Here is a 23,593-nt window from a genome sequence, read left to right on the forward strand (position 1 = left end):
TGCAGGCGGCGACGGTCGGCGAATTGATCCGCGCCTGGGAAAAATTGCCCGCCCAATTGCGCGGAACCGACCGAGCCTAGCCTTTGGTATGGTTACAAAGCTTTACAAGTTGCGCAACTATAGCGTTGTTGGCCGCTTTGGTCGTGAGAAAAAGGGCCAAATCGCTTGCCCAGGACGCTTCTTGTTGCAGTTGTGGACGATGATGAAGCCATACGTGAGGCATTGTGCGATCTGATGATGGTCACGGGACTTGGCTGCAGCACCTTCGATAGCGCCCCGGCGTTCCTGAATGACCCCGGGCCGAATGATTTCGATTGCCTGATTACCGACGTGCGAATGCCCGGGATGAGCGGGATCGACCTGCTCGAACGGATGCGGACGGGGGGATCGGATATGCCCGTCATCATGCTGACCTCGGTTCTCGATTCCAATACCCGCGCCAGAGCCCTCGAGCTTGGTGCGCAAGCCTGGCTGACCAAGCCGGTCGCCGACGATGCCCTTCTCGATCAGCTGAAAACGGCGATCGGAGCCGAGGACTGGCCCGACGAGCCGGGACGGTGACGCCGGAACGGTCCGACCAGCCGGCTTCGCCGGGTCCGAAGGACGCGGTCCACGTCGTACCCCGCATGCCCGAGCCGGATATTGCGGAATTTGCGTCCGAAAGCGTGATTATATTCGATACCGAAGGTGCGGTCCATTACTGGAATCCCGCGTCGGAAGCGCTGTATGGCTGGCCCGCGCTGACCATGATCGGTCGCGGCATCGGCCATTTGTCGACGCGTAGCGAAAACGAACGCGAGCATTGGCGCATGCTGCTTCAGGAGGGGACATGGCAAGGCGTGGTCAGTCGGCGCACGCCGTCGGGCATCCATATCGCGGTGGATATCCGCCAATATGTTCGCTTCGCGCAGGACGGGACGCCGCGCGACGTCATCGAATATGGCCGCCAGTCGCTCAGCGACGGCGCCGTACCCGGCGCAGACTGGCATATTCCCGACCGTCTGATGGCCGCCAGCTGGGAAATCGACGTCTCGGCTTCCGACGCACTCATCGCCACGATCGCCCGGTTGCGCGATGAGGCCGCCGCCGAGGCGCAACTGAACGCTCGCTATAAGGATCTGGTGAAGGCGGCACGCATCGTCAACGTCAACGAACGGACGATGCGCCTGGTTGGCGGCAACCGCGGACGCGATCTGATGATCGGTCAACCGGTCTCCGGTTTCTGGCCGCTAGAAAGCCGGGCGACGCTGGGTGAACTGATTGTCGATGCGATGACGGGCAAAACCGAGGATGCGACTTATCGGCGGCAAATGCCGTCGGACGGCATCCTGCGCGATCCGCTGGTGACGGTGTGGCGGGCCGAAACGCACGGCCGGATCTATGCTGCGGTTAACGGAACGGTCGATGACGACCGCTCCTATGTGTATCTGCGTGCCAGCGAGGCGCGATATCGCAAGCTCGTCCACCATATGCCGATCGCTCTGTGGCAGGTGGATGCCAGCCATATGGGGCGCATCTACAACGATATCCGCGCGTCGGGCGTCACCGATTTCGGCGCGTATCTCGACGAGCATCCCGACCTTGTCGAACTTGCCGCGACGACGGTGCAGATTACCGACGTCAATCGTGCCGCAGTGCAATTGCTCGGCGGCGCCAGCGCGCTCGATCTGATGCGGCCTGTCGGATATCTGTTTACGGTCAATCGCCGCTCGCTCCACAACGTCATGATCGGTCGTTTCAACGGTCAGGCAAACTATGAAGAGATCACCAAGGTCGAAACCTTGGATGGCCGTGTGCTCGACGTCCGAATGTCAGTGACCTACCCCAAGGTGCTCGCCGAACTCGATGTCACGATCTTCAGTTTCGAGGATGTGACTGAGAGAATGAGCATGGAGGCCGAGATTCGACAGCTCCAGGCCGATTTCACCCATGCCGCGCGCATATCGACGCTGGGCGAACTCACCACCTCGATCGCGCATGAGATCAACCAGCCGCTCGCCGCGATCGTGACCAATGCCGAAACGAGCCTGCGCTGGCTGTCGCGCGACGATCCCAATGTCGAAAAGGTCAAGGCGCTGACTGCGCGCATCGCGGCAAGCGGGCGGCGCGCCAGCGACATCGTCCAGCATATCCGCGGCATGGCGTCCAAGCGTCAACCCGAACGCGTCGCGACCGACCTTAACGAAATCGTCCAGGAATCGCTGATCTTCATACGCCACGAGATCGAATCGCAGTCGATCGGCATCCGCACCAACCTCGCGCGCGGCCTTCCCAGCACGATGGCCGACCGCATCCAGTTGCAGCAAGTGGTCGTGAACCTGCTCATCAACAGTGTTCAGGCGGTCGAGGCGCACAGCGCGGGGAAACGCGAGATCTGCATCGACACGCACCGGACGGAAAACGGCGCGCTCGCCTTCACTCTTCGCGACACCGGGCCGGGGATTCCGCCGGACGATATCGACCGTATTTTCGAAGGCTTTTTCACGACGAAGGAGGCCGGCATGGGGATCGGTCTCGCGATCTGTCAGTCGATCATCGCCGAGCATGGCGGATCGATCTCCGCATCGAACCATCCCGGCGGCGGCGCACAATTCCGGTTCGTCATACCTGTCGAAGCCCCTGACGGATCGGCCTAGGGACCTCATACTTTCATCTGATAGGCGCCGCTCCAACGCCCGTGCATGGCTGATCCTGCCAACTGCAAAAGGATGATCATATGTATCGCTCCATTCGTTCGGCGGCGCTCGCCGCACTCCTCTTCTCGGGCACCGTCACCGCACATGCCGAGGACGACACCGCCAAGCCGACCGTCGTTCTCGTCCACGGCGCCTTCGCCGATTCCTCGGGCTGGAACGACGTGATCGCCCGCCTCGAAAAGGACGGCTATCCGGTGATCGCGGCGGCCAACCCGCTGCGCAGCGTTGCGGGCGACGCCGAAAGCGTCGCGTCGGTCGTCCGCTCGATTTCGGGCCGCGTCGTCCTCGTCGGCCACAGCTATGGCGGCGTGGTCATCACCGAAGCGGCAAAGGGCAACGCCAATGTGAAGGCGCTCGTCTATGTCGCCGCTTTCCTGCCGGACACGGGGGAATCGGCGCTCGCGCTGTCGGCGAAATTCCCGGGCAGCACGCTCGGCGACGCGCTCGCGCCGGTCGGCCTGCCGGGCGGCGGGACGGATCTCTATATACAGCCCGCCAAATTCCACGCGCAGTTCGCCGCCGATGTGCCCGCGGCAAAATCGACGCTGATGGCCGCGACGCAGCGCCCCGTAACGCAGGGCGCGCTGACCGATGCGTCGCAGGCCGCAACGTGGAAGAGCCTGCCGAGCTACGTCATCTATGGCGCCGAGGATCGCAATATCCCCGCCGCAACGATGAAGTTCATGGCCGACCGCGCGCACGCCCGCAAAACCGTTGCGGTCGCGCACGGCTCGCACGCGCTGATGGTCTCGCATCCGGTCGAGGTCGCCGAACTGATCGAGAGTGCCGCTTCGGACCGCTAGGGCGGAACGAACCGCCGCGCCGCGCGTCGATAACCAGCCGCCCATCGTCCGACGATGGGCGGCCGATCGGAGAACCGCATGCAGGCGCTTGAAGGACTCGAACCCCGGCCATCGCGTCAGCGCCTCTGGGACCGGCACGCCAGCCCGATCTCGATCCTCCTTCTCGGCGGACTATTGCTCGCGGCCGGCCTTGGTCTGACCGGCGGACAGCCGAGCCCGCCAATTATGGCGGATTTCGGCGACGCCCGCCTTGTCATGAAAACCCCGACGACGATCCGAAACGGCGAGTTTTTCGAAACCGACCTGACCCTGACCGCAGAGGCGCCGATGGCGGACGCGGTGATTGCGATAACCCCCGCGCTCTGGCAAGACATGACCGTCAACACGATGATCCCCGCACCGGCCGAGGAGAATTTCTCGGACGGGCTGTTCCACTTTTCCTACGGCCCGCTCGCCGCCGGCGAGAGCCTCCGCGTCAAGATCGACGGCCAGATCAACCCGCCGCTGTTCGCGGGCACCAAGGGTGAAATCGCGATCTTCGACGGCAGCCGGCGCATCGGCGCGATGCCGCTTCGGATCAAGGTGCTCCCCTGATGGATATCGTCCTCCGCGCCACGGTGATGTTCTTCATCCTGTTCCTGCTGATCCGGCTGCTCGGCAAGCGCGAACTCGGCCAGATGACGCCGTTCGAATTCGTCGTGCTCGTCGTGCTCGGCGACCTGATCCAGCAGGGCGTGACCCACAACGACTTCAGCCTGACCGGCGCGACGCTCGCGATCTGCACCTTCGCCTTCTGGGCACTGGTGCTCAGCTGGACCGCCTATCTGTATCCGCGCGCCAAGGATTTGCTCGAAGGCACCCCGCGCGTGATCGTACGCGACGGCGAAATCGTGACCGAAAATCTGCGCCGCGACCGGCTGACGCGCGACGAGATTCTCTCCGAAATGCGCCTCGCCGGGATCGGCCGAATGTCCGAAGTCGCTTGGGCGATCCTCGAGCCGCAGGGCAAGATGAGCTTCATCAAGAAGGACGATCAAGCCTCGCCGCAGCAGGACCAGGACGGTCCCGCCGGCTAATAGATCGGCGTGATCTGCATCTGCGGAAGCGGCCGCGGCGTTCCGTCGCTGAGGTCAGGGCCGAGGTCGGCCCATTCCTCGCCGCGCGACACCAGATCGGCGTATAGTTTCTGCGACGTGCTTTGGGCTTCGGCCGACCGGAACTTGTACGAAACCGGGGGAGGTGTTCCCTTGCGAACCGTCGCAAAGGCGGCCTCATAGGCGGGGATCGGCGGCACGACCTTCGCACTCGCCGCGATCCGGACCGTATAGCGCTGCAGCCCGGAAGCGACGTTCCGCCATCGTACCCAAAAATGATTGTCGAAGGAAAATTGGTACACGCGCTCGCCGGCGATCGTGCCCTTCAGTGAGATATTGTCCAATATCTCCTGCGACATATCGAGGTTCATCCCGCCCTCCACCTTGTCGAGCGCGACATGGACGATCCGGTCGCGTTGGCCGGGCGCGCGCGACTGCAACAGGTCGCGCCAATTCTGCATCGTGCTGATGATGCCGAACACGAAGCCCGAAACCTCGGCCAGCGCGAGCGGCCGGGCGATCGAGCGATAGCTGCGTTGCCAGCCGCGATTATTGTGCAGCGGAAGCCACACCGATTCTTCGGCCTTGTCGCGCGCGTTCGGCGGCTCGGGGTTTTGGGTCGGCGGACCGTCATCGCTTTGTGGATAGACAAGATTGATCGCAAAGGTCGGCCAGCGCGGCAGCGGCGCATCGAACAGGTGGAGCGGAAAATTGCTCGAAACGCCGCCGTCGGAAAACCAGCAGATGCGGAAACCTTCGATCGGCGAGAGAGGCGCTTCGCCGCCCGTCGCGAGGCTGTCGGTGCTCTGGCTCAGCGTGACCTCCTTGGCCTCTTCACCAGCATCGAGCGCCTCGCCCTCGGTCTCGCTGCGGTGCGTTCGCCGCCCGACGGGCTCATGCAGCGGCACCGCGCTGATCAGCAGCGGGAAACTCAGGCTCATCCGCATCGCCACCAGCACTGGCATCCGGCCCTTGCTGGGCAGGCGGTAGTAATCCTTGTCCCCGACACGGTCGGGCGCTCCCGCCATCGCGACCATCGCATCGACGACCGATTCAGGAAACAGCAGGTCGAATTCCTCGCGCAGGAACCAGAAGGAGGCGTCGGTGAGGGGCAGCGTCCGCGGCTCGTGATGCGACACGCCCGTCGTAATCATCTGGAGCGAAATCGCGGTTTCGGTGTCCGGTTCGCCCGGGTAGTGCGGCGCGGCCCACAAATCGTCGAACAGCAGCGGCTCCGACTGCGCTTTGCCCGACAGCGATTGCAGCACGTCGTGCAGCCATTCGGTCAGTGCCGGCTGCGCCGCATCCTTGCGCGCGCTCAGCCCCGAACAAAGCCCGAGCAGATTGCGCCGCGTGACGCGCGCAACGCGCAGCACAGCGGCAATCGCGGCGCCGAGATAGGCGCAGATCGCCGATGGTAATAACGCAGCGCCCGCTCCAGACGGCCCCGCGAGCCAGTAACCGATTGCCAGAAAGAGGCCGAGCAGCAGCAGCGCCTCGAGCGGCGCGATCGCTATCACCGCCACCGCGGCGACCAAGGCTTTGCGCAGCGCGCTCGCATTCCCGGCGAGCGTGACGATCAATCGATAGGCATTGCGTCCGCCGCGCGCGGGCTGGAAAAGCCCAAAGATAAAGCCCCGCGACGACAATTGCGCCGCGACACGTTCGAGCCCCGCAAAGCCCAGCGACGGGGGGCAGGGGGCGGCCGATCCCGATACGACATGCTTGCGGTCGCCCAGAGCCGCCGCCGCGGTCGCCGCCGCGGCAATTGCGCCCGCCGAGGTTCCGCCGATATTCTTGAAGCGAAAGTCGCGCGCGAGCGCCAGGACGGCGTTGGGATAAACGATGCCGCTCGTGATGCCGCCCTTCATGACCAGGTCGCAATAGCGGGTTGCTGCTTGGCTCATCTCGTCGCTCTCCGGGTGCGCGGGCTTTCGGTTCGCATCCTATCCCGGCACGCCGGTCAAGTCGCTGCTCTTCTTGAAGAAGTGCGCCGATCCGGGGCACCGCACAACGTAATTGCTTATGCTGTATTGGGGTTGTAATACGGGCGCCGCGCATGAAATGGTTCCGTAAACCCGCAGGCCCCGATCCCGCCCTCGTCGCGACGCCAGGTGGTCCGTTCGCCGACATGGCAGCGCCGCCGCCGCCTATCGTTCCCGAAACGCGCGGGCGCAAATGGCTGCGGCGAATTTCGCGCGGCTTTGCGATCTTCTGCGTGATTTTCATCCTGCTCGTCGGTTGGCTCGCGCTCACCGCGCCGCTGTCGAAATCGCTCGAACCGATCGCGCCGCCGCAAATCACCTTGCTCGCGTCGGACGGCACGCCGATCGCGCGCACCGGCGCGATCGTCGACACGCCGGTAAAGGCGAAAGACTTGCCGAGGCATGTGACCGGCGCTTTCCTCGCGATCGAGGACCGGCGTTTCTACACCCATTGGGGCGTCGACCCGCGCAGCATCGCGCGCGCCGTGTGGAGCAATGTCACGGGCGGCCGCACGCAGGGCGGCAGCACGATCACCCAGCAGCTTGCGAAATTCACCTTCCTGACGCCGAAGCGCACCCTCGGGCGAAAGGCGCGCGAGGCGCTGATCGCCTTCTGGCTTGAGGCGTGGTTGACCAAGGATGAGATTCTCGAACGCTATCTGTCCAACGCCTATTTCGGCGACAACACTTATGGCCTGCGCGCCGCGTCGCTCCATTATTTCTATCGGCATCCGGAAAAACTGACCCCGGCACAGGCGGCGATGCTCGCGGGGCTGGTGCAGGCGCCGTCGCGCCTCGCGCCGACCAAAAATCCCGATCTCGCCGAAAAGCGCATGAAGCTGGTGCTGAATGCGATGGTCGCTACGGGCTATTTGACCGAACAGGAGCGGGCGGCAATCCGCACCCCGCGCATCGATGTGCGCAGCCGCAACACGCTGCCGACCGGCACCTATTTCGCCGACTGGGCGCTGCCCGAGGCGCGCAAATTGAGCGATGTCGGCTATTCTCGCCAGACAATCGCGACGACGCTCGACGCGCGGTTGCAAGGGATCGCGCGCCGCGTGACCGGTCGGGCAGGGCTCGGCAAGGCGCAGGTCGCGCTCGTCGCGATGCGCCCGAATGGCGAGGTCGTCGCGATGATCGGCGGCAAGGATTATGCCGCATCGCCCTTCAACCGCGCGACACAGGCGCGGCGCCAGCCGGGTTCGACCTTCAAGCTGTTCGTCTATCTCGCGGCGCTCCGCGACGGCTGGGATCCCGACGACGTCATCGACAACAGCGCAATCGAAACCGGATCGTACCGCCCCAAAAATTCGGGCGGGGCTTATTCCAAATCGATCACGCTCGAAGACGCCTTCGCCGCGTCGAGCAACGTCGCCGCGGTGCGGCTCCTGCGCCAGGTCGGCGACGACAAGGTCATCGACATGGCGCGCGATCTCGGCGTCACCGCGCCGATGGCAAAGGGCGACCCCAGCCTCGCGCTCGGCACCTCGAGCATGACATTGCTCGAACTGACCGCCGCCTATGCCGCTGTCGCCGCCAACAGCTATCCGGTCGAGCCACATGCGTTCGAGACAGAGGAAAAGGGCTGGTTCGAGAATCTGATTTCGGGGCCGCAGAGCTTCGGGTCCGAAGAGCATGAAGAAATCGAGCGAATGCTGCGCGCTGCGGTCAATCGCGGCACCGGCCGCGCGGCGCGGCTGCCGCAGGCGAATTTCGGCAAGACCGGCACCACCCAGGACAATCGCGATGCGCTGTTCGTCGGCTACGCCAACGGCCTCGTCGTCGGGGTGTGGATCGGCAACGACGACAACAGCCCGCTGCAGGGCATTTCGGGCGGCGGGTTGCCCGCGCGGATCTGGCGCGACTTCATGACCGAGGCATCGGGCAAAAAGGCGGCGCCGCAGCCCAAAAAGGTGGTCGATCCGACCGGCCCCGTCGAGCCGCTCGATATTCCCGACATCGGCGACATCCCAATCGGCGACCGGACGCGCGTCGGAATCGAGGGCGGCGATGCGGTGATCACCACCGAAATCAACGGCAGCCGGATCGACCTGCGCCTGCCGATCCAGGACCGGGCGCCCGAGCCCGCCGTCCCCGAACCGCAACCGCCGCCGGGCAATTAGGCCACCGCGTCAGCCGGCTAGTATCTCGAACGCGCCCTCGGCTACCGTCTGCCCATTGACGATCAATTCGACCCGATGCCGCCCCGGGTGATGCCGCCGCGTGCTGAAATCGCGGATCGTCTGCGATATACCGAGCGTGATGGCGTCGCCCCCGCCCAGCTCGAAGGTCTTGAGCTTGAACACCTTCGGCGCGGTCTTGCCTCCGGCGCGCGCGTAATGGATGCGATAATCCACGACCAGACGTTGCCCGTCTGGCGAATCCGATGCGAGGTCGGCCGCCATCGCGATCCGGTCGCCAAGGCGAACCGACTCGGGCGTGATTGCGAAACGTCGCACAGTCACCGCCGCGCCAGGGCCGACGCCGATCAGCGCCAGTGCAGCGGGATTGCCCTTTTTGATCAACGTGCGCAGCGCGTGGCGGATAATCCAGACCGTGCGCAGGTCGTCCTGCGGCCAATCCGCAAGTCGGTCTAGCAGCCAGTCGGGGCGATCCTTGGCGATGTCGTTCAGATGGTTCGCGACCGATTTGCGCACATAATGGCTCGGATCGGCCTTCAATGCTTCGAGGATCGGCGCCGCCAGCGTCGGGTCGGCCTTCAGCGCCGGCACGCGCGCCGCCCAAGGCAATCTGGGGCGGCAGCCTTCGCTCGCGAGCCGGCGGACATGCTCGTCGTCGCTGCCCGCCCACCCGGTCATGGTCGCTAGCGCGCGCAGCGTATCGGCTGCAAGAAACGGGCGGATCGCGAACTCGGCCGATCCGAAGCGCGTCAAATCGGCGAGCGCGTCCATCGACGCCTCGAAATCGTCGAGGCCGTAGCGCGCGACATATTCGGTGACCGCCATCGCCTGAAACCCGTGCGTCAGTCGCGGTGCCATCGCGCGGATGATCGTCAGGGCCTCGGGATAGCTGCCGGGAAGCGAGCTATGAAGCGCGCCCGCGATATGACGCACGCGCTCCATGATCGACAGCGCGTCGAGCCCGTCCGCTGCGGCAGACAGGAAGGCGGCGCGATCGAAGCGTGGTGACGCCACGACCCCCGCTTCGCCGATCGTCTCCAGCGCGCGCGGACCCAATATATCCTTGAGGAGGGCAGGGCTTTCGTCGGTCATCGCGGCGCCTTACCGCCGCTCGACCAGACCGCCGCCTAGCGCGACATAGAGCGTCACCAGATTGTCGACCTGCGCGCGGCGCGTCTCGATCAGCGTCTGTTCGGCGGCGAACAGATTGCGTTCGGCGTCGAGCACTTCGAGATAGGTTGACACGCCTTCGCGATAGCGCTTGCGCGCAAGGTCGGCGATGCGGCGCTGTGCGAGCGTCCCACGCTCCTGCGCCTCGACCTGATCGGCGAGATAGCGGCGCCCGGCCAGCGCGTCGGCGACTTCGCGAAACGCGCCCTGCACGGTGCGCTCATAGGTCGCGACGGCGATATTCTCGCGCGCTTCGGCGACAGTCAGATTGCCCTTGTTGCGCCCGAAATCAAAGATCGGCAGGCTGATCGACGGGCCAAAGCTCCACCCGAAGCCATCGTTGCTGAAGAGGTTGTCGAGCGACCCCGACGCGAAGCCGAGGTTGCCGGTCAGCGAGATCGACGGGAAGAAGGCGGCGCGCGCCGCACCCACATTGGCGCGCGCGGCGCGGAGCCGTTCTTCGGCAGCGAGGACGTCGGGCCGCGCAACAAGCAGGTCCGACGGCAGGCCCGCGGTCAGCGTCGGCGACTGCCCCTGAGCGACAAGCGGCAGCGGCGCGGGCAGGGGGCCTGCCACTGGTCCGCCGGTCAGTACGCTGAGGAAATTATCCGCCTGCGCCTTGCCCAGCTTCAGGCTCGCAAGCTGCGTCTCGGCCTGCGTCAGCAATGTCTCCGACTGGCGATAGTCGAGCGCCGAGGTCACGCCGGCGTCAAGCCGTCGCTTCGCGATACGCAGCCCTTCCTTGCGGCTTGTCACCGTCGCTTCGGCCAGCTCGATCTGTTCCTCGGCACCACGCGACGCAAAATAGGTCGAGGCGACGTCGCGGACGAGCGCCAACCGGAAGGCGCGCTCGGCCTGCTCGGTCGCGAGATATTGGCTGCGCGCCGCTTCGGACAAATTCTTGACCCGCCCCCAGAAATCGAGCTCGAACGAGGTCACGCCGACGCCCACCGAATAGCGATTGGTCGTGTCGGTGCCTGGTCCCGTCAGCGAGGGGCCGCGGGTGCGCGTAGCATCGGCGCTCGCGCCCACCGTCGGCAGGCGATCGGCATCTTGGATCCGGTACAGCCCGCGCGCTTCCTCGATCTGCGCGATCGCGACGGCAAGGTCGCGGTTGCGTTCGATCGCTTGCGTGATCAGCACCTGAAGCTGCGGATCGGCGAAAAAGTCCTGCCACGACACGTCGGTCGCCCGCTGCCCGAGCGTGACATCGCCCGCGAACTCCGCCGGATAGGCCGGCGCGGTCGCCAGCGCCGGACGGTCATGCTTCGGCGCCATGTTGATGCATCCGGCGAGCGTCGTCGCCGCAAGCAGCGCGATCAGATTACGCATGATCGGGCTCCTCATGATGTCCCTTTTCGGTGGGGGCAGGCGGTCGTTTGCGGCTGATCCACTTGCGCACCGACAGGTAGAAGAGCGGGATGAAGAAGATACCGAGCAAGGTTGCCGCGATCATCCCGCCCATCACGCCCGACCCGACCGCGATGCGGCTGGCGGCGCCCGCGCCGCTGGCGATGACCAGCGGCACCATGCCAAGGATGAAGGCGAGGCTGGTCATGATGATCGGGCGTAGGCGCAGCTTCACCGCTTCCATCACCGCGTCCATCGTCGACTTGCCCTCGGCCTCCTGCTCGATCGCGAATTCCACGATCAGGATCGCGTTTTTCGCGGACAGGCCGATGATCGTGATGAGGCCGACGTTGAAATAAATATCGGCGGAGAGGCCGCGAAACATCGAGAAGAGCACCGCGCCGAGCACGCCCAAGGGCACGACGAGCAGCACCGCGACAGGGACCGCCCAGCTTTCGTACAGCGCCGACAGCAAAAGGAAGACGACGACGAGCGACAGGCCGAGCAACAAGCCGATCTGCCCCGCCGACTGCTTCTCCTCATAGGAGATGCCGGTCCATTCGTAGGAGAAGCCCGCGGGAAGCGACTCTGCGAGGCGTTCCATCTCCGCCATCGCCTCGCCGGTCGACTGGCCGGGGGCGGGTTCGCCCGAAATCGTCATAGCAGGATAGCCGTTGTACCGCTGGAGCTGCGGCGCTTCGGCGGACCATTCGGCCGAGCTGAACGATCCGAAGGGCACCATGTCGCCATTCGCGCTGCGCACCCGCAATTCGAGCACGTCCTGCGGCGTCATCCGGCTCGCGGCGTCGGCCTGGAGCAGCACGCGCAGCACGCGGCCCTCGCGGGTGAAGTCATTGGCATAGGCACTGCCGAAACTGATCGCGAGCGTCGCGTTGACGTCGCCGATTGACAGGCCGAGCGCGCGCGCCTGGATCCGGTCGATATCGACCTTCAGCACCGGCGCGTCTTCCTGCCCCTCGGGACGGACGTTCGCGAGCAGCTTGCTCTGCATCGCGCCGCCCAGCATCTGGTTGCGCGCGGCGATCAGCGCTTCGCGCGGGTTGCCGCCACGATCCTGCAGCTTAAAGGTAAAGCCGCTCGACGTCCCGAGTTCGGGAATCGACGGCGGGCTGAGCGAGAAGGCGAACGCCTCCTTGATGCCCATCAAAGTCCCCATCGCCTTGCCGGCGATCGCGTCGGCGCTGTCGCCTTCGCCGGTGCGTTCGTCCCACGGCTTCAGCGGGGTGAACATGATCGCGTTCGCCTGGCCCTGGCCAAAGAAGCTGAAGCCGTTGACCGAGACGATATTCGCGACCTGCGGCTGTTCGGCGAAGAAGGCCTTGACCTGCTTGGTCGCTTCGTTGGTACGCTGCGTCGTCGCGCCCGGGGGCGCCTGGATCACGGTGATCAGATAGCCCTGGTCTTCCTGCGGCAGGAAGGAGCCCGGAAGGCGCGTGAACAGCAGCGCGGTGACCGCAACCATCAGGGCGAACACGCCGAGCCAGCGCAGCGGCGCCGCCAGCATCTTGCCGACGCCCCCCTGATAACGGTCGGTCGTGCGGCCGAACCAGCGGTTGAACCCGCCGAAGAAGCGATCGAAAAAGGCGCCGATGCGCCCCTTGCGTTCGCTATTGTCGTGCGGTTTCAGCAGAGTCGCGCAGAGCGCGGGCGTAAGCGTCAGCGCGAGCAGCGCCGAGAAAGCGATCGATATCGCCAGCGTCATCGAAAATTGGCGATAGATGCCGCCGGTCGAACCCGGGAAAAAGGCCATCGGGATGAACACCGCGATCAGCACAAGCGTGATGCCGACGATCGCCGACGTGATCTGCGACATCGCCTTCACCGTCGCCTCATAAGGCGACAGATGCTCCTCGTTCATGATGCGCTCGACATTCTCGATCACGACGATCGCGTCGTCGACGAGGATGCCGATCGCCAGCACCATGCCGAACAGCGTCAGCACGTTGATCGAGAAACCGAACATCCAGAGGCCAAGGCAGGCACCCGCCAGCGCGATGGGGACGACCACCGTCGGGATCACCGTCGCGCGCCAGTTCTGGAGGAACAGAAACATGACGAGGAAGACGAGCACCATCGCCTCGACGAGGGTTATCACCACCTCTTCGATCGATAGCTCGACGAAAGGCGTCGTGTCATAGGGGATCGACCAGGTGATGTCGGGCGGAAAGCCCTTCGACAATTCCTCCATCTGCGCACGGATGCCCGCCGCCGTCGACAGCGCGTTGGCGCCGGGGGTCAGCTGGACTGCGAGACCCGCCATCGGCTTGCCATTGAGCTCGGACGAGAAAAGATAGCTCGCCGCGCCCAGCTCGACACGCCCGACGTCGCCCAGCGTGACCGCCGACCCGTCCGGGTTGGCGCGCAGGATGATGCTCTCGAACTGCTCGGGCTTGGTAAAGCGGCCCTGCGTCGTGATGACGGCGTTGAGTTGCGCGCCCTTGGCGATCGGCTGGTCGCCGAGCTGGCCGCCCGGCGTCTGGCTGTTCTGCTCCTGCACCGCGCCCAGCGCCTCGGCCGCCGATAGATTATAGGAGGCGAGCTTTTGCGGGTCGAGCCAGATGCGCATCGCATATTCGGGAGCGAAGGCCTGGACGTTGCCGACACCGCCGACGCGGCGGAGCTCGTCGAGCACGCGCGTGTTGGCGAAGTTGTTGACCTCCATCGGGTCGGTGTCGCCGCTCTTCGACGTGATCGCGACGATCAGCAGGAAGCCCGAGTTCGCCTCGGTCACCGAAATGCCTTGGCGGCGCACTTCTTCGGGCAGGCGCTGTTCGACGCGGCGCAGGCGGTTCTGCACCTCCAGCTGCGCATTATCGATGTCAGTCCCGGCCTCGAAGGTCAGCGTGATCGACGCGGTGCCATTCGATTCGCTGGTCGAGGCCATGTAGAGGAAGCCCTCGACCCCATTCAGTTCCTGCTCGATGACCTGCGTGACATTCTGCTCGAGCGTGCTCGCATCGGCGCCCGGATAGGTGACGCCGATCGTGAGCGACGGCGGCGCGACCGAGGGATATTGCTCGACCGGCAGGCTGCGCAGCGCGATGATCCCGGCAAGCAGGATGCCGATGGCGATGACCCACGAAAAAATGGGCCGGTCGATGAAGAAGCGGGGGGTCATGTCAGATCAACGCTTTGCCGCGGGCGTCGAAGCCGTGCCCTGAGGCGCCGCGACGCGCACCGGCTGGCCTGGCTGGACCTTTTGCAGTCCGTCGACAATCACCCGGTCGCCGGGTTTCAGCCCGTCGAGGATAGCCCATTGGCCTGCGACCATCGTGCCGAGCTTCACCGGGCGCGGGGTCGCGACATTCTTGGCGTCGAGCACCATGACGCTCGCATTGTCGGCCGCCAGCTTGACTGCGCGTTGCGGGATCAGCACGCCATCGGCGCGGTTGCCGGCAAAGATGCGGGCGCGCACGAACTGGCCAGGCAAGAGAGCAGAGGTGGGGTTGGGGAATTCGGCGCGCAGCGCCGCGGTGCCCGTCGCCTCGTCGATCGACAGGTCGAAGAAATCGAGGTGGCCGATGACCGGATAGGCGGTGCCGTCCTCAAGGATCAGCTGCACTTCGACGCGTTCGAGTTGCGGCGCGCTGACCTTGCCGGCTTCCATGTCGCGGCGGGTGGCGAGCAGGTCCGAACTCGACTGTCCGAAATTGACATAGACCCGGTCGATCTGCTCGATCGTCGTGAGCAGCGTGCCTTGTGAGGCACTAACCAGTGCGCCTTCAGTCACTTCGGCGCGGCGCGCCCGGCCGGAAATCGGTGCGGTGACCGACGCATAGCCCAGATTTAGGCGCGCCGATTCCAGATTGGCCTGCGCCTGCTGCACATCGGCTTCGGCGGTGCGCTGCGCAGCCACCGCAGCATCATATTCCTGCTTGCCGATCGCCTGGTCGGCGAGCAGCGGCTGATAGCGTCCGACGACCTGCCGCGCATTGGCGGCGGTTGCCTGCGCGCGGGCCAGCTGTGCGCGCGCCGCATTGGCGGTCGCGGTCAGCTCGCGGGGGTCGATCCGGAACAGCGGGGTTCCGGCGCGGACATAGCTGCCTTCGCTGAACAGGCGGCGCTCGACGATGCCGTTGACCCGCGCACGCACTTCGGACGTGCGAAACGCCTGCACGCGGCCAGGCAGTTCGATCACATTCGGTACTGCCTGCGTGCGGATCGTCACGATATTGACTTCGGGCGGCGGCGGCGCGGGGGGCGCTTCCGACGAGCATGAAGCCAGCACCAGAGCCAGCGCAGCGCCGGCGGCGCAGCCAAGAGGACGAAAGCGACTCATATGGACCCCTGAAAAATCGCAGTTGTGCGGGAGTTGTATATACGCAAAAGCTTGCGTTCAGGCGCCGTGTAATTTAAATTACAGAAAAGAGCAAGGGAAGAGGTCTGCGAAATGACGACGCCGGAATCGGATTTATGTCAGATAGATAGGTCGTCGCCGCGCGAGCGGCGGCAAAGCGCCATTCTCGACGCGGCGGAGTCGCTGTTTCTCGAACAGGGGTATGAGCGCACCAGCCTCGCCGAAATCGTCAAAAGCTCGGGCGGCTCGCTCGCGACGCTTTACGAATTGTTCGGCAACAAGCAGGGGTTACTCCACGCCATCGCGACGCGCTGGTGCGACGAAGCGATGCTGCGGTCGCTCGAAGGCGATGCGACGGGCGAATTGTCGAGCGTCGAAACGCTCAAAGCCTATGCGCACCGCCAGAGCGAGCTCATGGAATCGCCCCGCGCCGTCGCGCTGATGCGCATGCTGATTTCCGAAAGCCTGCGCGACCGTGAATTTGCGTTGCAGATTTACCGCGACCTCCACGTCCCCGCGCTCGACGAATTGATCGAATTATTTGACGAATGGGCGGCGACCGGACGCGCCGAGATCGACGATCCGAAGGCCGCGGCGCGGCTGTTCTTTGACATCGTCGTCGGCGATTCGATGCTGAACACCCTTATGGGGGTCGAGGAGGACTGGCTGGACCGCGACCAGATCGACTGGCGGCTTCAGCCCTTCCTGTCGCATTTCAAAATCCGATAGGCGCGGAGTTGCCCAGCCGGCGCGGATTGTTGACATGGCTGTCAATAACTGAAAGCTTGCGGGCTCCTGTTTCGGGAGCGTCGCATCTTGGCCAGTACCGCCCTGCCATCGGCCGTCCCGGCCGACGAAACCCCCGCGCTTTGTCCGCGCACGGTCGCCGCCTATGCCGCGACCGCGGGGCCGACGGTCATCCTCGGCCTGCCGTTCAGCGTCTATCTGCCGCCCTATATTGCCGAGGGCGGAGCAATCTCGGTGGCGCTGGTCGGGCTGCTCTTTTCTTTGACGACGATATGGGACGGCGTCGTCGATCCGCTCATCGGAGCGATGGTCGACCGCGCGCGCACCGGGCTCGGCGCGCACCGGCGCTGGATGCTGCTCGCGATCGTGCCGCTTGCCCTGTTGTTGCTCGCGCTGGTGACGGTTGGCGACCGGCTGCCCTTTGCGGCGCTCTTCCTGATGATGGTGCTCTTTTATTCGAGCTACAGCCTCTATGAGGTCGCGCAGCTGTCATGGGGTTCGGCGCTCGTGCGCTCGCCGGCCGACAGCGCGCTGCTCTACGGGATGCGCGACTGGTTCGCGAAGATTGCGCTGATCCTCGCCTTTGCCGCGCCGGCGGCGGCGCAGCTTCTGATCCCGGGGATCAGCCTGCAGGGACGGATCATGGCCTATGCCAGCCTGTTCCTGCTCATGGTCCCGATCGCGCTTTTTGCGATCCGTCTCGTACCGCCGCGCGCCGTCGTCGCCGAACCCGGCATCGGCTGGCGGCACGAGATAAGTGCGTCCCTGTCCTTCCCGCCGCTGTTGCTGCTGCTTGGCGTGCAATTCCTCAACAGCTTCGCCTTCGGGTCGCTCACCTCGCTCTTCGTCTTCTTCGCCGCCGCGGTGCTCGATCTCGATGCGCAGAGCGCGGTGCTGCTTTTCGCCAGCTTTATCGGCGGCGCCTTTGCCTCGCCTGTCTGGACCTTCCTCGCGCGCCGCTTCGGCAAACCGCCGATGATGATCGCCATGGGGCTGCTGATCTCCAGCCTGCTCGTCGCAACCTTGTTCCAGCAACCGCAGGGTCTGGGGCAGGCGACGGGTTTCTCGCTGATGCTCGGGACCGGGTTCGTCGGGCTGCTCTTCACCTACTCGATGCTCGCCGACCTGATCCCGCAGGATGCCGGGCGTTGCGGCCGCAACCGGTCGGCCTTTCTCTTCGCGCTCTTGAACCTGATGCAGAAGTTCGGCGTCGCCGGCGCGATCGCGGTCAGCTATATTCTGCTCGATCTCGTCGGCTTCGATCCGCAGAACGGCGAGGCGGCGGCGCGCGAGCTCCATCTGCTCTTCGCGCTCCAGCCAACGGTCAGCTGGATCGTCATGGCCGGACTACTGCTCTGGATGCAGCGCGCGCTGTCCCGCCTTTGACTTGCAATCGCCGCAGCGCCCAAGTAAAGGCCGCTTTCATTCGGACAGATGCGCCGTTTTCCTTCCGCCTTTCGCCGATCTGCTCGGGGAGGGTGGGCGGACTATTGCCCCAAGCGCGCTTGACGCGTGGGGGGCGGCAACCCATCTGGCCCGGATCATTGACGCAAAAAGACAGGACGATCGACATGGCGAAGACCAGCCCGGCTGAGTTCATCAATCAGGTACGCGCCGAAGCCCGCAAGATCGTGTGGCCCACCAGCCGCGAGACGGTACAGACGACCATCATGGTGATCATCATGATGACGATCCTTTCGCTGTTCTTTTTCGGCGTCGACACGGTTTTCAACGCGATCGTCAGCTGGCTGACGTCGCTCGCGCGCTAACGCCCGCGGTTACAGGGACAGGATACGGACACATATGGCGCGCTGGTACATCATTCACGCCTATTCGGGTTTCGAGAACAAGGTGCGCGATTCGGTGCTTTCCGAAGCCGAGCGCATGGGCCTCACCGATTTCGTCGAAGCGGTCGAAGTGCCGGTCGAAACCGTCACCGAAGTGAAGCGCGGCAAGAAGGTTCAGGCCGAGCGTAAGTTTTTCCCCGGCTATGTCCTCGCCAAGCTGACGATGACCGACGATGTCTATCACCTCGTCAAGAACACGCCGAAAGTCACCGGCTTCCTCGGCTCGATGGGCAAGCCGCAGGCGATCAGCGAAGCCGAAGCTGCGCGCATCCTGAACAGCAAGGAAGAGGCTGCGGCGCGTCCGAAGCTGGAAATCCGCGTCGATTACGAAATTGGCGATCAGGTCAAAGTGCTCGACGGTCCCTTTGCCAGCTTCAACGGGCTGGTCGAGGAACTCGATTTCGAAAAGGCGCGCGTCAAGGTGTCGGTGTCGATCTTCGGTCGCGCTACCCCGGTCGAACTCGACTTCGAACAGGTCGAACGCTCCAAATAATAGTGCGGCGCGCCTGTGAAGGCGAGCGGCGTTCATTGAACGGAACATGCGCATGAGCCTTTCTCCCGACGAGATTCAGGCTCGCATCGATCGCGCGCGCGAGATTCAGGCGGCTTTTTCGCCCGAAAAGGTCGTCGCGGCGGTGATGCGCCTATTCGAACTCGAGCCCGTCCCGGGGCTCGAGGACGAATTCACCTTTCCCGCGTTCGACAAGCCGACGCGCCAGCGCATCTTCGGCGGACAGGTGATCGCACAGGCGCTTGCCGCCGCGGCGCGCACCGTCGATCGGGGCAAGCCGGCGCATTCGCTCCACGCCTATTTCCTGCGCGGCGGTGACGAGGCGAAGCCGCTCCATTTCCGCGTCCATCGCGACTTCGACGGTCGCAGCTTCGCCAACCGGCGCGTCGTCGTCCGGCAGGACGGCAAGGTGATCTTCAACCTCACCGCTTCCTTCCACGCGCCCGAGCCCGGCGCGGCGCACCAGGCGCCGATGCCCGACGTGCTGCCGCCCGAGGAATGCGCCGAACTCGTCGAGAATCTGGCGGCCGATCCCAATGTCAGCGATGCGCAGCTCGAACGCATGGCGCGGCTGCGGCCGTTCGAGACGCGCAATGTCCGCCCCGCCTCGACCGAGCGGGGGACGACGCATTACCAATGGTACCGGCTTGCGGCGCCGATCGGCGACGATCCGCTGCTCCACCGCGCCTTCCTCGCTTATGTGTCGGACATGGGGCTATTGTCCTCGTCGCTGCTGCCGCACGGCCTCACCTGGTCGACCCCGGGGCTTTTCTCGACCAGCCTTGATCATGCGATGTGGTTCCACGGCGACATTCGTGTCGACGACTGGTTCGTCTATGTGATGGACAGCGACTGGACAGGTGGCAGCCGCGGGATCAACCGCGGGCTGATCTATCGCCGGGACGGCACGCTGATTGCATCGGCAATGCAGGAAGGGCTGCTGCGCATCACGCCGCCCGCGCCCGACGCATAAGGCTTGTTTTCTGCGGCGTTTGCGCTTATGCGCGCCGCTTCGCGTCAGATAAGGGCGTGATTCCGCGCGGGAGGAAGGGGTGATGCCCTTCTGTTCGACCGCTAATTTTGAGCCCCGGATTCGTCCGGGGCGACAGAAAGACAGGAGGCCATCATGGCTAAGAAGATCAGCGGCTACATCAAGCTGCAGGTGCCCGCCGGCACCGCCAACCCGTCGCCGCCGCTTGGGCCAGCACTCGGTCAGCGCGGCGTCAATATCATGGAATTCTGCAAGGCGTTCAACGCCGCGACCGACGGGCTGGAAAAGGGTACGCCGACCCCGACCATCATCACCGTGTTCGCTGACAAGAGCTTTTCGTTCGTCACGAAGACGCCGCCCGCGACCTATCTGATCAAGAAGGCCGCGAACCTCAAGGCAGGTTCGAAGGAGCCCGGCAAGATCAGCGGCGGCAAGATCGCCCGCTCGAAACTGACCGAAATCGCCGAGATCAAGATGAAGGATCTCAACGCAAACGATCTGGAACAGGCTACGAAGATCATCGAGGGCAGCGCGCGCTCGATGGGCCTCGAAGTGACGGAGGGCTGATCCGATGGCAAAGCTGACCAAGAAGCAAAAGGCCCTCGAGGGCAAGGTTGATGCGCTGAAGCTTCACCCCGTCGACGAAGCGATCAAGACGGTGCGCGAACTGGCCTCGGCCAAGTTCGACGAAACGATGGAAATCGCGATCAACCTCGGCGTCGATCCGCGCCACGCCGACCAGATGGTCCGCGGCGTCGTGACGCTCCCCGCCGGCACCGGCAAGGACGTCAAGGTTGCCGTGTTCGCGCGCGGCGACAATGCCGACAAGGCGCTGGCCGCCGGCGCCGACAAGGTCGGTGCCGAAGACCTGATGGAAGACATGCTCGCGGGCAACCTCGACTATGGCCGCGTCATCGCGACGCCGGACATGATGGGCATCGTCGGCCGCCTCGGCAAGACGCTGGGTCCGAAGGGCCTGATGCCGAACCCGAAGCTGGGCACCGTGACCCCGAACGTCGCCGAAGCCGTGAAGGCCGCCAAGGGCGGTCAGATCGAATTCCGCGTCGAAAAGGTTGGCATCATCCACGCCGGCCTCGGCAAGCTGTCGTTCGGCGAGGAAAAGCTCCGCCAGAACTTCGACGCCTTTGTCGACGCGATCGTCAAGGCCAAGCCGGCCGGCGCGAAGGGCAAATATGTCCGCAAGATCGCGCTGTCGTCGTCGATGGGCCCCGGCGTGAAGGTCGATACGGCCGACGTCATCGGCGCCTGATTGGCACCACATGATTTAGGGAAAGGGCCGGGGGAAACTCCGGCCCTTTTCTTATGGGCGTTTCGGGGTGGCCCGTTGCCATGGCGGTCTTTGGTTATCATGGGTTGGGTCCGCGGCGTCGTTTCAAAGTTCAGCAAAGGTCAGCCTGGTGCAGCGGCCGATTGTTCGCGTTCGGCGAGCATGGCGCGCGGGCTCCCGCCCGCATCTAAACCGAGCGGTGATCGCTTTTGTCCACATATTGAAAGAGCCGAGCCGAAGGCTGGCACAGCCGAATAATGTAGGAAAGGCGGTTTTCGCAGGGGATGTCGGGTTCGGGGTGGTGAGCTGCTATCCGCGCCCGATGAGGGGGATATCCTCCCTGTCGCGAAGCGATGGGGAGGGGACCGCCCCCGCAGGTGGTGGTGGAGGGGCCGCGACCTCGCGCCATTGGCCCATCCGTCAGCGCTTCGCGCTGCCACCTCCCCATGGCTACGCCACAGGGAGGATATTAGGTCCGCTTCCGGTCGAAAGCGGTCACTCCCGGAGCCCCCTGAGCGCCGCACCCGCCGCAAACGGTCCGATCACGGTCAGCAGCAAACTCGTCGCCGCCAGCAGCTTGATCGCGCCGCGTCCCGACGGATCGAGCATTCCGGCGCCGAAAATCAGCATCGGCACCGCAAGCGGCAGGATAAGCAGCCCGCCGACCGCGCTACCACCCTTATGGTTCGCGGTCAGTGAAGCACTCAGTACCGCCAGCGAGGCGAGCGCCGGTACGGCAATGGCAATCCCCGTCGCGAGCAGTTCGACCCGCGAGCCGTCCTGCGCCAGCAGTGCTGCAGCAGGGAACAAGGCGATCATCAGCGGCAGTCCGAATGCAATCGCATGCGCCGCGATCTTGACCGCCGCGATCACTTCGTCAGCAAAGCCGCGCACTGCGAGCTGGTCAAGCACGCCCGCGTCCTTGTCGGGCCGCACCAGCCGGTCGATGGGAAGCAAAGCGGCGAGCAGCGCCGCGACCCATATCATTCCGCCGCCTGCCCGCCGCAGCAACGGCGTGTCGGGGCCGACGGCGAACGGAAAAGCCGTCGCCACGAGCAGGAAGAACAGCACCGGCAACCACAGGGCCCCGCTGCCCCAGGCACGGCGCAGGTCGCGCCAGAACAGGGCGATCAGCGCGGTCAAGCGAGCGCGCCCATGTCGAGTTCTGCCAGATCCGGAATGCCGAGCTCAAAGTGCGAGGCGAGCAGCAGCGCCCCGCCATTCGCCCGGTGCCTGGCAACGGCTGCGACCAGCCGCGCCTGCGCCGCATCGTCCATGCCGTTCGCGGGTTCGTCGAGCAGCCAGATCGGCGCACCGCTGGCGATCACGCGGACCATCGCTGCACGTTTGCGTTGGCCGGTCGAGAGCATCGCCACCGGTACTTCGCTCAACGGCGCCAGCCCCATCTCGTCCATCGCGCGATCGACGGCATGCCCATCGACCGTGTCGACCCGGGCCCAGAAATCGAGCGCACGGCGCAGCGGCAGTTCGGCGTCGAGCGCGGCTGCCTCGTCGATCAGCGCGATACGCTCGCGGCGCTCGACGGTGCCCGCCGCGGGGCGCAGAAGCCCTGCGGCGAGGCGGATCAGGCTCGACTTGCCCGCACCATTGGGACCGCGCAGCCACAGCGCATCGCTGCGGTTCAGCGTCAGCGACAGATTCTCGAAAAGCAGCCAGTCGCCGCGAATGCACGCCACGCTGTCCAGCCGCAGCAACTGCGTCACGCCATATCCTCGAGCGCGTGCATATCGTCGTCCGAAAAGCCGAAATGATGCCCGATTTCGTGGATCAGCACATGACGCACCAGCGTATCGAGCCGCTCGCCGGTTTCGATCCACTCGACGAGGATCGGGATGCGATAGAGGGTGACGCGGTCGGGCATCCCGCCGCTCTGGTCGATGCTGCGCTCGGTGAGCGGGCGGCCTTCGTACAGCCCGGTGAGTTCATAAGGGTGCTCGATATCGAGCGACGCCAGCATCTCGTCATCGGCAAATTCTTCGACCGCGACCACGACGCCCTCGATATGCGGGGCAAAGACCGCAGGCATGTTTGCCAGCGCCGCCTCGGCCATCGCGAACAGCGCGTCGGCATCGGGCGCGCCGCCGGTCCAGCCGGCAGGCAAATCGGGCAGGGCAGACTTGTCGCTCATGGCACCCTTCCTTATGGCGGCGGCACGATATTGACCAGCGGGAGATAGAAGATGGTCCAGAAACTCGACGATGCGCAGCGCGATGCGCTGCTGGCTCGCTTCCCCGGATGGACGCACGAGCCCAAACGCGACGCGATCACGCGCCAGTTCAAATTCGACGATTTCGCACAGGCCTTCGGCTTTATGGCGAGCGTCGCGATCATCGCCGAAAAGATGGACCATCATCCCGAATGGTCGAACGTCTATAATCGTGTCGACATCCTGCTGACGACCCACGACGCAGACGGATTGTCGGAACGCGATGCGAAGCTGGCCGAAGCGATCGAGGCGTTGCTCTGAGCGGGGTGCCGGATTGGTCGGCTTTCGACCAAAGGCACAGTTTTGCCTAATCGTCACCCCGGACTTGATCCGGGGGCCCATGACTTCGGCGCCGCCGTGGATCCCGGATCAAGTCCGGGTGACGAAGGAAAGGGCGCGGATAGCAGCTCACCACCCCAAAA

Annotated in this window: 22 protein-coding genes; 14 read left to right on the top strand and 8 right to left on the bottom strand. The window is 64.8% G+C overall.

What is annotated here, in order from left to right; translation table 11 throughout:
* The first annotated feature begins 192 nt into the window (after positions 1-192).
* The 5 genes from SKP52_RS06215 to SKP52_RS06235 all read left to right on the top strand — a co-directional run bounded on the left by SKP52_RS06215 (position 193) and on the right by SKP52_RS06235 (position 4,575).
* The gene (locus tag SKP52_RS06215; RefSeq protein ID WP_052207914.1) at positions 193-561 is read left to right on the top strand and encodes a response regulator transcription factor; all 369 of its coding nucleotides are present in this window, start codon (positions 193-195) and stop codon (positions 559-561) included.
* A 104-nt stretch (positions 562-665) separates the two neighbouring features.
* Positions 666-2,636, top strand: coding sequence for a PAS domain-containing sensor histidine kinase (locus SKP52_RS06220; RefSeq protein WP_267128041.1), 1,971 nt, complete (start codon positions 666-668; stop codon positions 2,634-2,636).
* A gap of 80 nt (positions 2,637-2,716) precedes the next feature.
* The gene (locus SKP52_RS06225; protein ID WP_187337286.1) at positions 2,717-3,499 is read left to right on the top strand and encodes an alpha/beta fold hydrolase; all 783 of its coding nucleotides are present in this window, start codon (positions 2,717-2,719) and stop codon (positions 3,497-3,499) included.
* A gap of 78 nt (positions 3,500-3,577) precedes the next feature.
* Positions 3,578-4,093: a hypothetical protein gene (locus tag SKP52_RS06230; RefSeq protein WP_039572899.1), complete on the top strand. Its 516-nt coding sequence runs from the start codon at positions 3,578-3,580 to the stop codon at positions 4,091-4,093.
* Positions 4,093-4,575, top strand: a complete 483-nt coding sequence (locus tag SKP52_RS06235; RefSeq protein ID WP_039572902.1) for a DUF421 domain-containing protein — start codon at positions 4,093-4,095, stop codon at positions 4,573-4,575. Before SKP52_RS06230 ends, SKP52_RS06235 begins: the two co-directional genes overlap by 1 nt.
* Here SKP52_RS06235 and SKP52_RS06240 read toward each other — a convergent pair.
* On the bottom strand, positions 4,572-6,500 hold the full coding sequence (locus SKP52_RS06240) for a patatin-like phospholipase family protein (RefSeq protein ID WP_039572904.1): 1,929 nt from the start codon (positions 6,498-6,500) through the stop codon (positions 4,572-4,574). The two genes, SKP52_RS06235 and SKP52_RS06240, sit on opposite strands and share 4 nt — an antisense overlap.
* Positions 6,501-6,652: 152 nt before the next feature.
* Here SKP52_RS06240 and SKP52_RS06245 point away from each other — a divergent pair, with 152 nt between their 5' ends.
* Positions 6,653-8,704 carry a transglycosylase domain-containing protein gene (locus SKP52_RS06245; RefSeq protein ID WP_228383845.1) on the top strand — a complete coding sequence of 684 codons (2,052 nt, stop codon included), beginning with the start codon at positions 6,653-6,655 and terminating at the stop codon, positions 8,702-8,704.
* Positions 8,705-8,713: 9 nt separating this feature from the next.
* Here the strand turns inward: SKP52_RS06245 and SKP52_RS06250 are convergent, their stop codons facing one another.
* From SKP52_RS06250 to SKP52_RS06265, 4 genes are read right to left on the bottom strand one after another with little or no spacing between them, the layout of a single operon-like run.
* Positions 8,714-9,814, bottom strand: a complete 1,101-nt coding sequence (locus SKP52_RS06250) for a DNA alkylation repair protein (RefSeq protein ID WP_039572906.1) — start codon at positions 9,812-9,814, stop codon at positions 8,714-8,716.
* Positions 9,815-9,823: 9 nt separating this feature from the next.
* Complete coding sequence (locus SKP52_RS06255; RefSeq protein WP_081997232.1) at positions 9,824-11,224, bottom strand: efflux transporter outer membrane subunit; 1,401 nt, start codon at positions 11,222-11,224, stop codon at positions 9,824-9,826.
* Complete coding sequence (locus tag SKP52_RS06260) at positions 11,217-14,381, bottom strand: efflux RND transporter permease subunit (protein WP_039572907.1); 3,165 nt, start codon at positions 14,379-14,381, stop codon at positions 11,217-11,219. Before SKP52_RS06260 ends, SKP52_RS06255 begins: the two co-directional genes overlap by 8 nt.
* Positions 14,382-14,387: 6 nt before the next feature.
* Positions 14,388-15,542, bottom strand: a complete 1,155-nt coding sequence (locus SKP52_RS06265) for an efflux RND transporter periplasmic adaptor subunit (RefSeq protein WP_039572910.1) — start codon at positions 15,540-15,542, stop codon at positions 14,388-14,390.
* A 111-nt stretch (positions 15,543-15,653) separates the two neighbouring features.
* Between SKP52_RS06265 and SKP52_RS06270 the strand changes: the two genes are divergently transcribed.
* From SKP52_RS06270 to rplA, 7 genes are all read left to right on the top strand, one after another.
* Positions 15,654-16,289 carry a TetR/AcrR family transcriptional regulator gene (locus SKP52_RS06270; protein ID WP_052207916.1) on the top strand — a complete coding sequence of 212 codons (636 nt, stop codon included), beginning with the start codon at positions 15,654-15,656 and terminating at the stop codon, positions 16,287-16,289.
* 87 nt (positions 16,290-16,376) lie between these two features.
* On the top strand, positions 16,377-17,693 hold the full coding sequence (locus SKP52_RS06275; protein ID WP_039572913.1) for an MFS transporter: 1,317 nt from the start codon (positions 16,377-16,379) through the stop codon (positions 17,691-17,693).
* A gap of 185 nt (positions 17,694-17,878) precedes the next feature.
* On the top strand, positions 17,879-18,076 hold the full coding sequence (gene secE / locus SKP52_RS06280; protein WP_039572916.1) for a preprotein translocase subunit SecE: 198 nt from the start codon (positions 17,879-17,881) through the stop codon (positions 18,074-18,076).
* Between the two features lie 34 nt (positions 18,077-18,110).
* Positions 18,111-18,647 carry a transcription termination/antitermination protein NusG gene (gene nusG, locus SKP52_RS06285; protein WP_039572919.1) on the top strand — a complete coding sequence of 179 codons (537 nt, stop codon included), beginning with the start codon at positions 18,111-18,113 and terminating at the stop codon, positions 18,645-18,647.
* A 52-nt stretch (positions 18,648-18,699) separates the two neighbouring features.
* Complete coding sequence (locus SKP52_RS06290) at positions 18,700-19,638, top strand: acyl-CoA thioesterase (RefSeq protein WP_081997234.1); 939 nt, start codon at positions 18,700-18,702, stop codon at positions 19,636-19,638.
* 153 nt (positions 19,639-19,791) lie between these two features.
* Complete coding sequence (gene rplK / locus SKP52_RS06295) at positions 19,792-20,223, top strand: 50S ribosomal protein L11 (protein WP_039572921.1); 432 nt, start codon at positions 19,792-19,794, stop codon at positions 20,221-20,223.
* Positions 20,224-20,227: 4 nt separating this feature from the next.
* The gene (gene rplA / locus SKP52_RS06300; RefSeq protein WP_039572923.1) at positions 20,228-20,926 is read left to right on the top strand and encodes a 50S ribosomal protein L1; all 699 of its coding nucleotides are present in this window, start codon (positions 20,228-20,230) and stop codon (positions 20,924-20,926) included.
* Between the two features lie 513 nt (positions 20,927-21,439).
* Here rplA and SKP52_RS06305 read toward each other — a convergent pair.
* From SKP52_RS06305 to SKP52_RS06315, 3 genes are read right to left on the bottom strand one after another with little or no spacing between them, the layout of a single operon-like run.
* Positions 21,440-22,087 (bottom strand): heme exporter protein CcmB, encoded by a 648-nt coding sequence (locus tag SKP52_RS06305; protein ID WP_039572925.1) that lies wholly within the window; start codon positions 22,085-22,087, stop codon positions 21,440-21,442.
* Entirely contained in the window at positions 22,084-22,668 is a 585-nt protein-coding gene (gene ccmA, locus SKP52_RS06310) for a heme ABC exporter ATP-binding protein CcmA (protein WP_039572927.1), read from the bottom strand. The genes SKP52_RS06305 and ccmA overlap by 4 nt, the downstream gene beginning before the upstream one ends.
* The gene (locus SKP52_RS06315; RefSeq protein ID WP_039572929.1) at positions 22,665-23,093 is read right to left on the bottom strand and encodes a metallopeptidase family protein; all 429 of its coding nucleotides are present in this window, start codon (positions 23,091-23,093) and stop codon (positions 22,665-22,667) included. The genes ccmA and SKP52_RS06315 overlap by 4 nt, the downstream gene beginning before the upstream one ends.
* 51 nt (positions 23,094-23,144) lie before the next feature.
* On the opposite strand from SKP52_RS06315, the gene SKP52_RS06320 reads away from it, so the two are divergent.
* On the top strand, positions 23,145-23,432 hold the full coding sequence (locus SKP52_RS06320; RefSeq protein WP_039572931.1) for a 4a-hydroxytetrahydrobiopterin dehydratase: 288 nt from the start codon (positions 23,145-23,147) through the stop codon (positions 23,430-23,432).
* Positions 23,433-23,593: the final 161 nt, after the last annotated feature.

This window comes from Sphingopyxis fribergensis, from assembly GCF_000803645.1.
In the GTDB taxonomy this organism is placed as follows: Bacteria; Pseudomonadota; Alphaproteobacteria; order Sphingomonadales; family Sphingomonadaceae; genus Sphingopyxis; species Sphingopyxis fribergensis.

Excerpts from the sequence above, each read along its gene's own strand:
- SKP52_RS06225 (WP_187337286.1), top strand. The coding sequence starts at position 2,717 with ATGTATCGCTCCATTCGTTCGGCGGCGCTCGCCGCACTCCTCTTCTCG.
- SKP52_RS06230 (WP_039572899.1), top strand. The coding sequence starts at position 3,578 with ATGCAGGCGCTTGAAGGACTCGAACCCCGGCCATCGCGTCAGCGCCTC.
- SKP52_RS06235 (WP_039572902.1), top strand. The coding sequence starts at position 4,093 with ATGGATATCGTCCTCCGCGCCACGGTGATGTTCTTCATCCTGTTCCTG.
- SKP52_RS06240 (WP_039572904.1), bottom strand. The coding sequence starts at position 6,500 with ATGAGCCAAGCAGCAACCCGCTATTGCGACCTGGTCATGAAGGGCGGC.
- SKP52_RS06245 (WP_228383845.1), top strand. The coding sequence starts at position 6,653 with ATGAAATGGTTCCGTAAACCCGCAGGCCCCGATCCCGCCCTCGTCGCG.
- SKP52_RS06250 (WP_039572906.1), bottom strand. The coding sequence starts at position 9,814 with ATGACCGACGAAAGCCCTGCCCTCCTCAAGGATATATTGGGTCCGCGC.
- SKP52_RS06255 (WP_081997232.1), bottom strand. The coding sequence starts at position 11,224 with ATGCGTAATCTGATCGCGCTGCTTGCGGCGACGACGCTCGCCGGATGC.
- SKP52_RS06260 (WP_039572907.1), bottom strand. The coding sequence starts at position 14,381 with ATGACCCCCCGCTTCTTCATCGACCGGCCCATTTTTTCGTGGGTCATC.
- SKP52_RS06265 (WP_039572910.1), bottom strand. The coding sequence starts at position 15,542 with ATGAGTCGCTTTCGTCCTCTTGGCTGCGCCGCCGGCGCTGCGCTGGCT.
- SKP52_RS06270 (WP_052207916.1), top strand. The coding sequence starts at position 15,654 with ATGACGACGCCGGAATCGGATTTATGTCAGATAGATAGGTCGTCGCCG.
- secE (WP_039572916.1), top strand. The coding sequence starts at position 17,879 with ATGGCGAAGACCAGCCCGGCTGAGTTCATCAATCAGGTACGCGCCGAA.
- nusG (WP_039572919.1), top strand. The coding sequence starts at position 18,111 with ATGGCGCGCTGGTACATCATTCACGCCTATTCGGGTTTCGAGAACAAG.
- SKP52_RS06290 (WP_081997234.1), top strand. The coding sequence starts at position 18,700 with ATGAGCCTTTCTCCCGACGAGATTCAGGCTCGCATCGATCGCGCGCGC.
- rplK (WP_039572921.1), top strand. The coding sequence starts at position 19,792 with ATGGCTAAGAAGATCAGCGGCTACATCAAGCTGCAGGTGCCCGCCGGC.
- rplA (WP_039572923.1), top strand. The coding sequence starts at position 20,228 with ATGGCAAAGCTGACCAAGAAGCAAAAGGCCCTCGAGGGCAAGGTTGAT.
- SKP52_RS06315 (WP_039572929.1), bottom strand. The coding sequence starts at position 23,093 with ATGAGCGACAAGTCTGCCCTGCCCGATTTGCCTGCCGGCTGGACCGGC.
- SKP52_RS06320 (WP_039572931.1), top strand. The coding sequence starts at position 23,145 with ATGGTCCAGAAACTCGACGATGCGCAGCGCGATGCGCTGCTGGCTCGC.